Here is a 16262-nt window from a genome sequence, read left to right on the forward strand (position 1 = left end):
GAAGCAGCGAATGTTATTAAGTCTAGTAATCTTGCAGATACTACAGATCAAGCTAGTAGGTATGTAACTGCAAAGCGCCTAGCTGCTGGAAATTATGTATTTCGCGGCAAATCAACACAGAATTTTGATCTAGTAGTTGATGGAAAAACATATTCCTTTAAAAAAGGAAAAGAACAAGCTGTTAAAGTTGCGTTAAGTAACAGTGTAAAAGAAGATGCCCATTGGATAGAGATTCGTTCACCAAAGGGTGGAAAAGTTGATCTGTCAATTCAAAAGTACAATGAAGTTTCCAATATCTCCTCCTTAGATGGTTGGGTAGGAGAGGTTTACAATAACCTTAACTATGCAGGACCTGCAGCGATAATTGGAGGAAAGGGAGCAGAAGATAAGATTGAGAAACTTGATAAGAAAAATAGTGATTGGGGTTTAGGGTCTCCTAGTCCACTTATTAGAAATGATAATTTCTCAGCGAAATTCAAAAGGGTGTATGATATCGAGACACCTGGCTATTACACCTTCACACTAAAGGCTGATACAGGTGCGAAAGTATACTTAGATGGTAGTAAATCTCCTTTTATGGAACAATGGACATATTCTTCTAAAAATCAATATGGGGCTGTTTGGCTAAGTAAAGGTGAACATGAAATTGAGATTGAATACCGAGAATTAAAAGGAGCAGCTAGTCTGATATTTGATATGTCAGTGCCTGATTATACCGAGAAAAAGCAAGATATTGCGTATAATTGGGGTATGGGAGGACCAACTAGTAAATTAACTGATTATTTCACCGCAATATTTGATCAAAGTCAAACATTGAATGGAGATTATTTTGTTCAAACAATGGCTGATAATGGAATATATGTTAACGCAAATGGTAAAACAATAATAGATAGATGGTTTTATGATGCATCATCTAGTGAATTAGCCAATATTGATCGAGCGTTACTACTAAATCAAAGTGGTGAAACCATTATTTCCACAACGTATCGCGAATCAAACAATGAAGCAGGAATTTACTCTCACGTTGTGCCGATGGGTAACTGGCTTACTTACCGTTACGATAATAGTGGTCTGAAAGGTATACCAGAAGCAGCGAATGTTATTAAGTCTAGTAATCTTGCAGATACTACAGATCAAGCTAGTAGGTATGTAACTGCAAAGCGTCTACCTGCAGGTGAATATGTTTTCCGTGGTGAATCTGGACAAGATTTCGAATTAGTAATAGATGGTAAGTCATATAGTTATAAGAGAGGGACAGGTCAGTCACGTAAAATCGAGATTCAAGATTCTAATAAAAACGGAAACATTCATTGGATAGAGGTTAGAGCTCCTAAAGGCGGTAAACCACAAATGACCATTGATAGGTTCACTGGTGTGGATAATATAACTGCTTCTGACGGTTGGGTAGCAGAACTATACGATAACAGTGACTTTACCGGTGATTCTGTTATTATTGGTGGTAAAGATGGTTTCCAAAATATCACTGAATTAAATGCTGATTGGGGAGATTGGGGAGCTGGTTCTCCTAGTCCATTAATCAACAAAGATACTTTTTCTGGATATTTCACTAGAGTTTATAATGTTCAAGAATCTGGATATTATGCTATGTCTCTACAAGCTGATACTGGAGCAGAAGTATATCTAGATGGAAGTAAAGAAAGCATTATTGATAAATGGAAGTACTCTAACCAAGAAAAATACGCAAATGTGTGGCTTGAAAAAGGTCAACACATCATTAAAATTAAGTATCATGAGCAATATGGAGATGCCAAATTAATTTTTGACTTTTTCAAAGCGAAAGATCATTTTAAAGAAAGTAAGAAAGTGATACGTGAAAATTGGGGGGATGGGATTCCGAGATGGGACATGATACCCGATAACTTCACGATAGCTTATGACCAAAGCCAAATCTTAAAAGGTAACTACTTTATGCAAACATTTTCGGATACCGGGGTTAAAGTTAATATTGATGGTAAGGAAGTTATTAATAAGTGGGATTATGAAACAAACAAAGGTCACTTGTCTAATATAAGTCGTACCACTCTATTAAATCAATCAGGCTTGGCAAATATAAAAACCAACTACCGAGAAGTTGGTGGTGGAGCAGGTGTATACTCTGAGGTTGTTAAATTTGATCAATGGTTAGCATACTATTACTCAAATGATAGATTTACAGGTATACCAGACTCTGCAAAAGTTTTTGCGAACTCTGTATTGTCTGACTCAAACTCAAAATCAGGTAGGTATGTAACAGCCAAAAAAATACCTGAAGGAAAATATGTTTTACGTGTAAAATCAAGTAAAGATATACAAATCAATATTGATGACAAAGCATATAATTTCCCCACAGGTAGAGAGAATGCACGTGTGATTGATATTAAAGATACAGCAAATGACGTTCATTGGTTAGAAGTATTAGCAAAAGGTAAAGGTGCTATTAATGTATATCTTCAACCCTATGCGCAATCAATGAATATATCTCCTTCAGATGGTTGGGTAGCTGAGATATTTGATAATGATAATTTTAGTGGTAATTCTGTGGTTGTTGGTGGGAAAGGTGCATTTGAAAAAATCTATGCACTTAATGATGATACAAGTAATTGGGGGACAGGTTCACCAAGCTCTTTAATTAGTCCAGATAATTTCTCTGCTAAATTTAATCGAGTATATAATATATCAGAATCTGGTTACTATGTACTAGAAATGGATGCTGACACTGGGGCTAGAGTTTATTTGAATAATAAAACTGAACCAGTTATAGATCAATGGAATTACACGAGTCAAGTACAGTATAAACGTGTCTATTTACACAAAGGAATTAACAAAATAGAAATTGAATACCGTGAGTTGTCTGGAAGTGCTAAATTATTATTTGATGTAAACAGAGCAACCGGTCCATTTTATGAGTATAATTCTTATAACTATGATTTAGAAACAATGATTCAAAAACAATTAGCGGCTTCTGCTCAGACTGATCAACATATTGGTTATATAAGAGAAGACGCTTTTGGTAAAATAAATGGATCATATGGTACAATTTCTGGTAGTGGTTGGCGAGTTAGGTCAGGACCCAACACTACTTATGGTGTAATTGGCTCAATTAATAATGGAACTGCTGTATCTATTCTCAGTAAAACAAACTCAAAAGACTCATCTGGGTATTACTGGTATGAAATCCGATACTCTGCAGGTAAGTGGATAAATGCTAATGCATCTGAGATTGAATTTTATGTGAACCCTCATAACTATAGTAAAAATTCAACCCGCTTTTTTCAGTTTTTAAGATTGTCAAGCAGTGCTGGTTTGGATGTTGAAGAAGTTAATAATAAAATACTGACAAACAGTAAAGGTATACTTTCTGGACGTGCTCAAGCCTTTATAAATGCTGGTAAACTTCACAATATTAATGAAATATACTTAATATCTCACGCATTACTTGAAACGGGAAATGGTTCTTCTACATTAGCAAGAGGAGTTAAAGTAAATGTTTTTAAAGACAAGAACGGTAAAACAGATGTAAAAGTTCTATCTAGTAGTGCAACAAAATATGACGCAATTGTTTATAATATGTATGGTATCGGAGCCTTTGACAATGATGCCTTACATGGTGGAGCAAAGCGAGCGTATTTAGAAGGCTGGACAACTCCTTCGAAAGCTATCGTTGGTGGAGCTAGCTTCGTTTCAAAAAACTATATTCATGCTGGACAAGATACTTTATATAAAATGAGATGGAATCCAGATGGTATAGAGAAATATGGCTACGCAACCCATCAATACGCAACGGATATTGGCTGGGCTGTTAAACAAACAAAAAAAATTGCCGAGCTATACAGTATAATAGAGAAATATACTTTAGTTTTCGAAGTGCCTAAATTCAAGTAAGGATAATAAAAGAGAAGGAAGCTTTGTGCTGATCCCATAAAGTTAGACTGACTATTAAGCAGATAATTGGCTGGTTTGTATTCGGTATTCTACCGGACTCATTCCAGTCAATTTTTCTTTTATTCGTAAGCGTCAAATAAAATACACATAGGAATCAAAAGTCAGTCATGTGATAATCTTCATATAAAATCAATCATGGAGGTTATGTGATGACGTTGAAAGAAAAAAGAATAGAATGGGAAGCACACTATAATGCCTGGAAAGAAAGCGGGCAAAGTATAGCGGCTTGGTGCGGGATCAAGAAATCAACGTTCACCAAATGTATTATTGGTTGCAGCAATTTGAGCGTGATGATAGCCCAATAGAGACACCTGACGAAACACAGTGGCTCTCTGTTCAAGTGGAGGAACCAGTATCAAATTCGGTGCAAGGTTCCATTTTCCTACATGTCGGAGCGATTTCGTTTATGATTGTAGTAATAAATATACACTTCAATGGTTTGTTCTAGTTCTTCAAATGATTCATATACTACGCCATAATACATTTCTTGCTTCATTAATCCAAAGGAGTTTTCCATTGGGGAGTTATCTGAACAAATTCCTTTGCGTGACATACTTTGATAGTTTCTATGATCTTTCCATCGTTTACTGCAAGTAAACTGGCACCCTCTTCTTTTTATTTTACAATCCTGATGTACTGAATAAGCGAAAGATAAATTATAATTACCTACAAATTTTAAAAAAATTTAGACCTAAATTGCAATATTAAATGCAACACCCTTTGAGAAACGACTAATTAAGGTTTACCTGTATTTGTGGATCGTGTTGCCTAGGCAACACAATCCACAAATTTCGCAAACGCTTCGCCTGGTGTCTGATAGTTTAATATTTTCCTGGGAAGTGTATTCATCCAGTTTTCAACATCTGCAATCTTTTCATCAGAGTATGAATGAATTGGCTGCCCTTTTTTGATAAACTTTCTTATAAGGCCATTGTGGCGCTCATTTGACCCTCGCTCCCACGAAGCATAAGGGTGGCAAAAATAGACATCCATTTGAATACCTTCCCCTTGTTCCGATAGTGCGCTGAATTCCGAGCCATTATCTGCTGTAATGGTTTTAAAGACATCTTGCACTTCTTCGTATTCTGCAAATATCTCTTGTAGGGCATTTGTAACAGCTGGTGCGGTATTGCTCGGAATGCGCCTGATGATTTTGTGGCGTGTCTTCCGTTCTATCAGCGTTAGTAAAGCATCGTCATTTGATTTGCGTCCTTCGACTGTATCAATCTCCCAGTGTCCAAATTCCTTTCTTGTTTCCACGGATTCTGGGCGTTCTTCGATGCTTCTTCCAAGTACTTTTTTATGTTTTCGAGATTTCGTTGACTTGGTTGAACGACGTAATTTCAGCGCCAAATCCATGTTGATTACAGAAAGTTTTCCTTCATCGATCCAGTTATACAACGTCTTCGTGGAAGGGATGTATTCGAATTTCTTGTGCCTATTGGCATAACCGACAACTGCATCGGGAGACCAGTGTTCTTCTAAAATCACCTTTTCCGCGAAAGCATTAAAATTCCATGCTTTCATCACATTTGAATGATTACCACAGTTTTTACGATTCTCCTTATAAACACGTGTTCCAACGTCGAGAAAGTATTTCTTATAGGGCCTACGATTGGTATCAATTTGTTCGACAGTACCACGATCTCGCTCACGGGATATCGTACTAACATCACGTCCCATCCTTCTCGCAATTTCCCTTAGTGATAGGTCTTCATCAAGATATGCTTCTATTTGTCCTTTTTCAATTTCTGTTAAATGTGTAAATTTACGTTCTTTCGTGTTAGAATGGTTTTGAGTCATAGTGAATTACCTCCGTATATTATTGTTTAGTCAACCTTAACTATACGTGGTTTCACGATGACTTTCTAATTTATTTAGCTGTTGCATTTGATTTTACAATGAACCCCCGCAAAACTTTACCAAACAATGTCGCAAAAGTCTCAGGTTATAGTCGAGAAATGGATATTCACTACCTTTGTTTAGGTGCTTTCAGTTTTTTTTAAAAAATCGCGCAATGTTATTCGGAATATTCTTTCTATATTGGTGCGACACTAGTGCAATTTTATATTTAAAAATTACAATAAGGAGTTAAAAACATGAATAGTATAAAGCTGGCTGTGATAGGTAGTTGTGTTAGTCGAGACGCTTTTAATTCTAATTTTATTAAAAATTATAAAGATTACTATCAGTGTGTATTTACACAAAATCATATGTCTATGATCTCATTAATGTCAGATTCAATTCCTTTTCAACCATATAAGGTACTAAAAGGTGACATTAATGATTTTAATAAAAAAATATTAATTACGGAATTGTTGAAAAGCCCATGGAACGCTATGCATATCTCACAACCTGATTTTTTAATATTAGATTTCTATCCAGATGTTTATTTTGGAGTTAGAAAAATCGGAACTAGTTATATAACAAATAAAACTTGGTTGTTTAAAAAGACACCCTTTTACTCTACTTTGGAACTAGGTGAAACATATAAGCCTGAGAAAGATTTTGATCAATATTTCTTAATCTGGAAAGACGCCATAGATAAGTTTATGGAGAAAATGAAATTAGAGTTTCCAAACACTAAAATCATTCTGAATAAAATTGAATTTACAGATGATTATATCGAAACAGAATCAAACAAAATAAAAACAATTAGTAAAACAGGTAAATATAGAGAAATAGATGTAGAACAAATTAATGCTATGTTATGTAAATTTTATAAATACGTAGAGGCTAATTATTCTTATGTAGAAACTATTAGCTATGATAAAAAATATACTTCAATAGATAATCATTTTTGGGAAGTTTTCTATGTGCATTACACACAGGATTTTTATGAGGATTTCACACATAAATTGTTGACGATTATTTTAAGGAATCTATATGAATATAAGAAAAATCACCTGAACTCTAATGATAAAGTAAAACCAAACATAAAATTATTGAAAAATGGAGATTTTAGCCAAGGTAAACTTTATTGGTCATATTGGCAGGACAGTTTTGATATATTACCACCTGAAGAGGATCGACCAGACTTAAACATTTTATCTGCAAAAATGAGTGGTTTAGAAAAGGATATGAATGCCCAAATTTGGTCACATCCAATTGAGATTGATACAAAAGGATCCTATACCTTTAAGCTAAGTTTCGAGATGAAAATTAATAATATAGTAGAAATAGATAGTAATAAATTAATTTTTTCTCTTAGAACTTTTAATACAGTAGACACATATTTACAAAAAGATTGTGATTGGTATAAAAATATTAAAGTGGATCAATTAGAACTAAAAAATAATACTTGGAGTAAAATAGAGTTGAATATAACACCAGAAACAGGGAAATACATTAAGCTAGGTCCGTACTTGATGCGAAACGGAAATGTGTCATGGAGAAATATTCAATTTGAAAAAAACGGAAATCAAGATTAATATATAAAAATTATTAGCTTAAGTGGAAAAATAAAGTGTGATATAATATCTGTGGTTTGTTGTTGTGAATTTACAGTTATATTTTTTGGGAATTATAAAGGAGAGTATTTAGAAGTGTTAACTAAAAAAAAATTGAAGAGAAAAATAAAATTTATAATTGAACCAATAATGAATTTTATTAGAAAACAAAATCATAAGAGAAGTATATTATTCACTAAATATTATGATAAGTATAAGGTTCAAGAAGACGTTATTTTATATGAAAGTCGAGATGGGAAAAGTTTAACAGATAGTCCATATGCTATTTTTTTGTATCTATTAAAACGCAAAGATTTTGGGTCTTACAAACATGTGTGGTCAATAGATAGTTTTGATAATTTAGAGAAAATAATAGAAAAATACAAATCATATAATAACGTTATTTTTGTTAAAAGAAATTCAAAAGAGTATTTAAAATATTTAACTACAAGTAGGTATTTGATTAATAACTCTACTTTCCAATATTTTTTTATTCCTAAAAAAGAACAAGTCTATATAAATACATGGCATGGTACCCCATTAAAGACAATGGGTTTTGATATTCCAGGTAATCCAGCTCATTCGCAAAATGTAGTAAGGAACTTTTTGTCGTCTAATTATATCTTGAGTCCAAATAAACACACTACTAATATCTTTCTTAAAAGTTATAAACTAGATGGTATATATTCAGGTAGTATTATAGAAGACGGCTATCCTAGAATAGACTTAACATTAAACCTTGATGCTAGTAAGTTTCGTCAAGAGATATCTGGATACGGGGTAAATATAGATGAAAAAAAATTAACAATTCTTTACGCTCCTACATGGAAAGGAAAGAGTGTAAACAAAGTAAACAATGATATATATCAAATAATTGCTGATATTGAATTACTTAATAATCACTTAGGAAGTGAGTTCAATGTCTTGGTAAAGGTACACCCATTTTTATATAATGAAGCAGTGAAGCATTCTGAATTGAAAGAATGCCTTATTCCTGATTATGTAGATACTAATCAGTTGTTAGGTTTAGTTGATTTGCTCATTACAGATTATTCAAGTATCTTTTTCGACTATCTAGTTACAGATAAGCCAATAATCTTTTATACCCTTGATGAAGATGAATACAATGAAGAAAGACAAAAATACTTTAAAGATGAGGAATTACCTGGACCTGTATGTTTAAACATTAATGATTTAATATATGCTATTAAAAATAAGAGATATAACCAAAATCAATATCAGATTAATTATAAAAGTATGAAAGATCAATTTGTTAATTATGATGATGGAAATGCAACCAAAAGGCTAGTTGATTATTTATTTTTAAATGAATCTAACAATATAAAAGTTATAGACAATTTAGATAATAAAAAGGAAAAGATAGTGTTATATCCAGGTGGTATGGCTAATAATGGAATAACTAGTTCAGTAATAAACTTACTGGACAATATAGATTATACAAAATATGATGTAAGTTGTTTTATGAAAACGCCAAACTCACCAGAAGTTTTAAATAACTTAAAGAAAGTAAATAAAAATGTGAGGTTTTTATTTAAACTGGGTGTGCCATCATATACACTTAATGAAGTTTACAGGGACAAACTGATTAAAAACAGGGGCATATTTAGAAAAACTGAGCAGAAATTATATCCAGAATCTGCATACAAAAGAGAAGTTAGAAGATTGTTTGGAAATAGTGAATTTGATTATGGAATTGATTTTAGTGGATATAGTTTCTTTTGGGCGAAATATATTATTAGTATAGATGCTAAAAAGAAATTATGTTATATGCACAATGATTTATTGTCTGATAGTGAACGAAAAGTTAATGGAAAACGTCCGCATAGGCAGAATTTAAGAGGACTGTTTTCTGTATACAATAAATTTGATAAATTGGTTAGTGTTTCTAAAGGGACAATGGAACTTAACAAAAAGAACCTTTTGCAATACGCAAATGAAGAAAAATTTGATTATATACTTAATTCCATTAATCCAGATAAAATACTTCACCTAAGTGGTGAAAAGAAATTAGATGAAATTACTAGTGAACAAATTGAACCAATAATTGATTATTCAAATTATAAAGCAAGATCTATTGTAAAGCCTGAACAAAATAGTAAAGTACTAAGAAGACCTATCTATGAAAAAGATAATATTATATGTGATGCAATAGAATATGAAAATGAAGAAGTCACAATACAAAGAAAGGCTATTGTAGATAATAGGACTTTTTATAAATTCAAACATAAAAACTTAGTAATAGGCTGGATGGAAGAATGTAATTTTGGAATGTTACCAGATAGTGTTCTTGAAAGAAAAGAGGTAAACAAGCTAGCTATAATTAAATGGTCACGTAACAATGATATATGGAATAAACCTTTTAAATTAAAAAGAGTAAAAAAGGTGTCGAATAGTTACGATTATAAAGATATAATGGTCTATATTAATGCAGAAGTAAGAACACAGCATAGCACGTATAGTCGTATTTATATTAATCGAACTAAAATTGGATGGATTGATAATTCAGCTTTAAAAATAGTTAAAAATTACAACACAAAAGATACCTTATTGTCTAAAATAGATAAAAAGCTTAGAAAATCATTTAACTATTATAAGCATAGATCCTTTATAAAAAATATTGATAAGAGAATATTAAGGGAATACAAAAATAATAAAATAGCTGTTATATCTAATCCTGAAAATTACAAGTTATGGTTAAAGCCATCTCCACACCCAAAGGCTAAAGAAATAATGGCTGCTGAAGAACTATTAAACACAAATGTGATAATCACTAAAACAAGTAAAACAATTAACGGTAAATACCATTATGTTAAAAAAGATGAGATAAGTGGATGGTTAAATAGTAAGGCTGTTAATTATGTAGAAGAGCCAATAGAACTTAAAAATGAAGTGGTTAAAAAAATAGGGGTAATCAATGTGTCAAATGTTAATTCATTTTATTCCGATCCTTTAAATATGAACGAGGAATTTAAAGGAAATGTAAGTATTGCAGAAGGTTCCCAAGTTATAGTAACTAAAGAACTTACAACACAATTTGCAAAGTATTCTTTTGTCGAGTTTGAGGGTAATGAAATAGGCTGGATCGAAAGTGAGTATATCTCTATCATAGAGATTCTGGGTTTTGAATTAGATGAAAAATTTATTCCCTATCCGACATCTGATAACATAAGCTTTGTGAATATGGGAAGACTATCACCAGAGAAAGCGCAAGATAATTTAATTAAAGCTTTTGCAGAGATAGTGAAAAAGAATGATAAGTCTAAATTATATATCTTAGGTTCCGGACCTCTAAAAGCAGATTTGCAAAAGTTAATAATAGAATTAAACCTTTCTCACAATGTTTACTTAGTTGGGCAATTAGAGAATCCTTTTGAGTTTATGAAAAAATGTGATTGCTTTGTTCTCTCTTCGCATTATGAAGGCCAACCAATGGTTCTTCTAGAAGCATTGACTTTAGAAATGAATATTGTTGCTACAGATATTGTTGCTAATAGAACGGTCCTTGAAGATGGTAAGTATGGACTATTGGTTGAAGATAGCGTTGATGGTTTGGTCGAGGGATTAAACAAATTTATTATTGAAAGAAAAACACACAACGGTGTCTTTCATTCCAATAAGTACAACGAAAAGGCTATGAAAACCTTTTATAAAGCTTTGAAATAGATTAAAATAATAATGTTAGGGGATATTTCCTTAGCATTATTATTTTAATGCAACTTAAATGGTTGCATTAAAAGATAGGAGCGAATATTGGTATGCGGGGTTTTTTAAAGCGAAGAAAGATAATTTTAAGGATATATAAATTTGTTTTTTATGTGGTCTCTAAATTACCTGCAAAGAAGAATTTAATAATTTTTGAAAGCTTTCACGGGAAACAAATTAGTGATAATCCTTTAGCTTTGTATGAGTATCTTTCGAATAATTATCCTAAATATAAATTATTTTGGAGTATTGATAAAAGGTATGAACATCAGCTGAAAATTGATAACGAAAAAAAATATTTGAATAGATTCTCATTAAAATGGCTAGTAAATATGGCAAGAGCCGAATACTGGATAATTAATAGTAGGCTTCCACTATGGATTCCCAAACCTGCTCACACAACGTATATACAAACGTGGCATGGTACACCTTTGAAAAAATTAGGATTAGACATACAAGAGGTACATATGCCCGGTACAAGCACAGAAAAATATAAAAAAAATTTCGTGAGCGAGTCTAGAAAATGGGATTATTTGATTTCGCCTAATGAATACTCTACAGAAATTTTTCAAAAGGCGTTTGGTTATAGTGGAGAAATCATTGAATCAGGTTATCCTAGAAATGATTACTTGCTGAACAATAACAACAAAAAAGCAATAGATTCTTTGAAAAACAAAATGTCTTTACCAAAGAATAAAAAAATCCTTTTATATGCACCAACTTGGAGAGATGATGAGTTTTATTCTAAAGGAAAATACAAATTTAGTATAAATATAGATCTAGATCTTTTAAAGCAAAAGCTCGGAGATGAATGGATAATACTAATTAGGATGCACTATCTTGTGGCCGAAAACCTAAACATAGATAATTATAAAGAATTTGGATATGACTTTTCTAATTACAAGGATATAAGAGATTTATATCTTGTATCTGATGTTTTAATAACTGATTACTCATCAGTGTTCTTTGATTATGCAAATCTGAACAGACCGATGATCTTTTTCACTTATGATTTGCAGAAATACAAACATCAATTAAGAGGTTTTTATTTTGATCTTGAACAAGATGCACCAGGACCTCTAGTTCAAACAACAGTTGATTTAATTAAAGAAATAGATAAAATAAGCGAAACATTTTATGTTTCAGATAATGTAAAAGAATTTAATCAGAAATTCTGTTATTTAGAAAATGGAAGATCTAGTGAAAAAGTTGTTAGAAAAATTTTGAATTAATTGTATACACATTATAGTTGTGTTTTTTTCGTTTAATTAGTATACTTTGGTAAGTATTTTATGGTGTTACAGAAAGGAAACAATTATGAGATCCCCACTGTTAGTTTTAAAAGAACAAATCAATCACTTTTATTTGATAAGAAGATTATCATTATATGAACTTAAAAGCGCTAATAACACAAATTATTTAGGTATGGCTTGGGAAGTAATAAACCCTTTAATTCAAATTGGGATATATTGGTTTGTGTTTGGGTACGGTATTAGAGAGAGGCCGGAAATAGAAGTCGCTCCTGATATCTTTGTTCCTTTTCTTCCTTGGATGTTATCAGGTTTTATTCTATGGTTTTTCTTTTATCAATCAACCATTAAAGGTTCAAAATCTGTGTACACTAGGCTTAGAATGTTATCAAAGATGAATTTTCCTATGAGTGTTATACCGAACTTTGTTATTTTTTCTCAGCTGTATATACACATTATAATGGTCGTAATTACAATCATTATTTTAAATATAATGGGATTTTATCTAAATGTATACTATTTGCAAATATTTTACTTTTTATTTGCGACAGTTGCCTTTAGTTACGCCCTATCATTGATCACTTCGACTTTGTCAACAATTATTAGAGATGTACACATGTTTCTTAATGCTTCTCTGAGAATGTTACTATATCTTTCACCGATACTTTGGAGTGTAGATACATCAAATCTAGATGGTTGGATAAAAATTATTATGAAAATTAATCCGTTATACTATTTGATAGAGGGGTATAGATCTGGTTTTCTTGGTTTAAATTGGTATTTAATTGAGAATTGGCAATATACACTATACTTTTGGGGAATTACGCTTGTGTTGTTTATAATCGGATCCAACTTGCATGTGAAGTTTCGAAGACATTTTATCGATTTTCTTTAAAAACAAAGGAGTTACTATGAATAAATCGATTGTAGTAGATGATGTAACAAAAAAATATAAATTGTATAATAGTCCAGGTGAGCGGATTTTAGACCTATTATTTCCTAGAAATTATGGGGAAGATTTCTATGCGCTTAGAGGTGTTAGCTTTGAAGCTCACAAAGGGGATGTAATTGGATTTGTTGGTACTAACGGTTCTGGTAAATCTACTCTTTCTAATATTATTGCGGGTATAGTACCAGAAACAAAGGGTCAGGTAACAGTTAATGGACAAGCTTCTTTAATTGCTGTTGCATCTGGTTTAAAGGGAGACTTAAGTGGCAGAGACAATATTGAATTGAAATTATTAATGCTAGGTTTTAATAAACAGGAAATCCAAAAGCTTGAGCCTAGCATTATAGAATTTGCCGAACTAGAGCAATTCATTGATCAGCCTGTGAAATCATATTCTAGTGGTATGAAATCTCGATTAGGCTTTGCTATATCTGTTAATGTAGATCCTGATATCCTTATTATTGATGAAGCTCTATCTGTAGGTGACAAAGCCTTTGCTGAGAAGAGCCTAGCTAAGATGAAGGAATTTAAAGCAAAGGGTAAGACAATGATTTTTGTCAGTCATTCGTTAGGACAAATGAAACAGTTCTGCGAAAAAATTCTTTGGTTAGAATTTGGTACAGTTAGGGCATTTGGTTCAGTCGATGAAATATTGCCTCAATATGAAGCGTTTATTAACAAATTTAAAAAAATGTCTAAAAAAGAAAAAGATGAATATAAACAACAAATTTTGGCACAACACGCACTAAACTAATTCTCATCCTCATCTCCATGATGAGGATTTTTTTATCATGTAATTGCCAACCATATCATTCCGTGCCATAATAGATAGAGATTTGTTTTAACAGATAGATTACTAGAGAGGTTGCAGCCTATGTCCTATAATCATGTCAATATTATGGATGTCTCTTTTTTGAATATAGAGAGAGAGAAGCTATACCAAGAAATTATTTATCCTAGCTTAGAAAAGCAGGGGAAGCAATTTTTTGTAACAGCAAATCCAGAGATAGTCATGTTAGCAAATGAAGAACCATCGTATAAAGCGATTGTTAAGCAAGCAGATTATGTCCTTCCAGATGGAGCTGGTATTGTAATTGGTTCTAAGATACTTGGTGATCCCGTTGTAGAACGTATTCCTGGATTTGAGGTGATGACGCATCTAATTGGCTACGCAGAAGAGAATGCGTTGAGTTGTTACTTTTTAGGTGCGCATCAAGAGGTAATCGAATCTTTTGTTGCGCGAATTAAAACTCTACATCCTAATTTGAAAATAGCTGGTCATCATAACGGTTTTTTTGATCTGGATGATTCGAGTATTGTCGATCATGTGAAAAAATCAAAGCCAGATTTGGTATTTGTAGCATTAGGTTCTCCTCGTCAAGAACAGTGGATTACGAAATATTATGATCAATTTGATAAGGGGTTATTTATGGGGGTAGGAGGCAGCTTTGATGTTGTGGCAGGTAAAGTGAAGCGAGCCCCTGAATCATGGATTAAATTGAATTTAGAGTGGTTATATCGCTTATTACAACAACCATTTCGTTGGAAACGTATTTTAAAAGTATTTCAATTTATGATTCATGTGATAATTAAAAAATATTAAAAAGCTGATGAATATTGAGCGATCCCTTGTGCTAGATTTTTTAATTTAGCTGTTTTGTAGGATGTCTCATAGTCATCAGCGTTTTCTATTATTCTGTTTGTGTTGATGTTGTATTTTCTAATCTATTACCATCATTTGTTTGGCTTGAAGAAGTACTGAGACCAAGATGTTCTTTAAGCATTTGTTGTTTTTCGACTAAATCTTCATCATCTAATTGATAATAGTATCGATCAGTTCGCAAGTCAGTGCCCTTTAAGCTTACTGTTTCAATATCTAGTTTTCCTGTTGTGCCATAAGAGACAAAGCTTTTAATCTCGTTAAAAGACATGTTTGTTGACATGTTGTCTCCCACTGCCTGCATCAGATCAGAGATATTAAGTAAGGTATTAAAAGAAACTGCTTTACTTACCATTGCTTTAATAATTTCTTGTTGTCGTTTACCTCGCTCAATATCATTGTCTTGTTTTCTGGTACGTGCTAGGGCAAGTGCTTCTTCTCCGTCTAATGATTGTTCTCCTGGAAATAAGTGGATAGCATTAGCGTTGTCGCTTGAGTCTTGTTCATATAATTCGTAAGGGACATCGACAGTGATGCCGTTTAATTCATCTACAACATCAATAAAAGCATTGAAATTAAGCTTGACATAGTAATCAACAGGTATATCAAATAATTCTTCTACCGTTTCTAATGAAGCCTTAACTCCACCTGATGAATGCGCATGGTTTATTTTTGTTTTATAGCCCAGATCTGGGACATAAACATAGGAATCTCTAGGAATGGATAGCATTTTTACACTTTTTTCGTCTTTGTTTAAAGTAGCAAGGATTAATGCATCTGAAAGTTCATTACTTTCATTATTAGCTGCACGTTTTTCACTCTGGTCCACGCCGATAAAAAGGATAGAAACATCATCAACTGCTGGGTCAATACCACCATCACGTAGCTTTGATCCGTTTGTCCTTCCATCCTCTTGGTAGGAATCTGCAAGGATACCTTGTGCTTGAGACCACACTACCCCTAGATAAGTTCCCGCCCCTGCTAGAAGGAGTAGAATAGGAAGTAATATATATAGGTATTTTTTTCGTTTTTTGTTTTTTCGTTTATGGATACGTGAAGCGTGTGTATCTTTTTTCATTATAATTAAACTCCTTTATATAAATAGACATTCTACCTTATTTTACTATTCAATAAGAAAAAGTAAAATGATAATTTAATTACAAAATGATGATATTTATTACAAGATAACTTTATTTAAAAATTTATGTAACTGAGTGAATTTCATAATTTATAACCCTTGTGCCCCAACAAGTTTGAGATACAAAAAAAGAAGTACCTCCCCAAATCTT

General features: G+C 32.3%; 11 protein-coding genes. 8 read left to right on the forward strand and 3 right to left on the reverse strand.

Going from position 1 to position 16262, the window contains the following annotated elements:
• Together ACH6CY_RS14735 and tnpA are read left to right on the forward strand one after the other, a co-directional pair.
• Positions 1–3882, forward strand: a 3882-nt coding sequence (locus ACH6CY_RS14735) for a PA14 domain-containing protein (RefSeq protein ID WP_374068079.1), incomplete at its 5' end; no start/stop codon positions are given.
• 209 nt (positions 3883–4091) lie between these two features.
• Positions 4092–4247, forward strand: coding sequence for an IS66 family insertion sequence element accessory protein TnpA (gene tnpA / locus ACH6CY_RS14740; RefSeq protein WP_374068080.1), 156 nt, complete (start codon positions 4092–4094; stop codon positions 4245–4247).
• A gap of 77 nt (positions 4248–4324) precedes the next feature.
• Here tnpA and ACH6CY_RS14745 read toward each other — a convergent pair whose 3' ends face one another.
• Both ACH6CY_RS14745 and ACH6CY_RS14750 read right to left on the reverse strand, forming a co-directional pair.
• On the reverse strand, positions 4325–4459 hold the full coding sequence (locus ACH6CY_RS14745) for an IS3 family transposase (protein ID WP_374068081.1): 135 nt from the start codon (positions 4457–4459) through the stop codon (positions 4325–4327).
• Between the two features lie 251 nt (positions 4460–4710).
• A complete protein-coding gene (locus tag ACH6CY_RS14750) occupies positions 4711–5745 on the reverse strand; it encodes an IS30 family transposase (RefSeq protein ID WP_374068082.1) in 1035 nt (344 codons plus the stop codon).
• Positions 5746–6041: 296 nt separating this feature from the next.
• Here ACH6CY_RS14750 and ACH6CY_RS14755 point away from each other — a divergent pair, with 296 nt between their 5' ends.
• From ACH6CY_RS14755 to ACH6CY_RS14780, 6 genes are all read left to right on the forward strand, one after another.
• Positions 6042–7373, forward strand: a complete 1332-nt coding sequence (locus ACH6CY_RS14755) for a DUF6270 domain-containing protein (RefSeq protein WP_374068083.1) — start codon at positions 6042–6044, stop codon at positions 7371–7373.
• A 114-nt stretch (positions 7374–7487) separates the two neighbouring features.
• Entirely contained in the window at positions 7488–11075 is a 3588-nt protein-coding gene (locus ACH6CY_RS14760; protein ID WP_374068084.1) for a CDP-glycerol glycerophosphotransferase family protein, read from the forward strand.
• A 92-nt stretch (positions 11076–11167) separates the two neighbouring features.
• Positions 11168–12346: a CDP-glycerol glycerophosphotransferase family protein gene (locus ACH6CY_RS14765; RefSeq protein ID WP_374068085.1), complete on the forward strand. Its 1179-nt coding sequence runs from the start codon at positions 11168–11170 to the stop codon at positions 12344–12346.
• An 85-nt stretch (positions 12347–12431) separates the two neighbouring features.
• Positions 12432–13259, forward strand: a complete 828-nt coding sequence (locus ACH6CY_RS14770) for an ABC transporter permease (RefSeq protein WP_374068086.1) — start codon at positions 12432–12434, stop codon at positions 13257–13259.
• Between the two features lie 16 nt (positions 13260–13275).
• Positions 13276–14067: a teichoic acids export ABC transporter ATP-binding subunit TagH gene (gene tagH, locus ACH6CY_RS14775; RefSeq protein ID WP_374068087.1), complete on the forward strand. Its 792-nt coding sequence runs from the start codon at positions 13276–13278 to the stop codon at positions 14065–14067.
• Between the two features lie 120 nt (positions 14068–14187).
• Positions 14188–14916, forward strand: coding sequence for a WecB/TagA/CpsF family glycosyltransferase (locus ACH6CY_RS14780; RefSeq protein ID WP_374068088.1), 729 nt, complete (start codon positions 14188–14190; stop codon positions 14914–14916).
• A gap of 88 nt (positions 14917–15004) precedes the next feature.
• Here ACH6CY_RS14780 and ACH6CY_RS14785 read toward each other — a convergent pair whose 3' ends face one another.
• A complete protein-coding gene (locus ACH6CY_RS14785; protein ID WP_374068089.1) occupies positions 15005–16051 on the reverse strand; it encodes an LCP family protein in 1047 nt (348 codons plus the stop codon).
• Between the last annotated feature and the right edge of the window lie 211 nt (positions 16052–16262).

Origin of the sequence: Paraliobacillus sp. JSM ZJ581 (assembly GCF_044383835.1) — a bacterium.
In the GTDB taxonomy this organism is placed as follows: domain Bacteria; phylum Bacillota; class Bacilli; order Bacillales; family Amphibacillaceae; genus Paraliobacillus.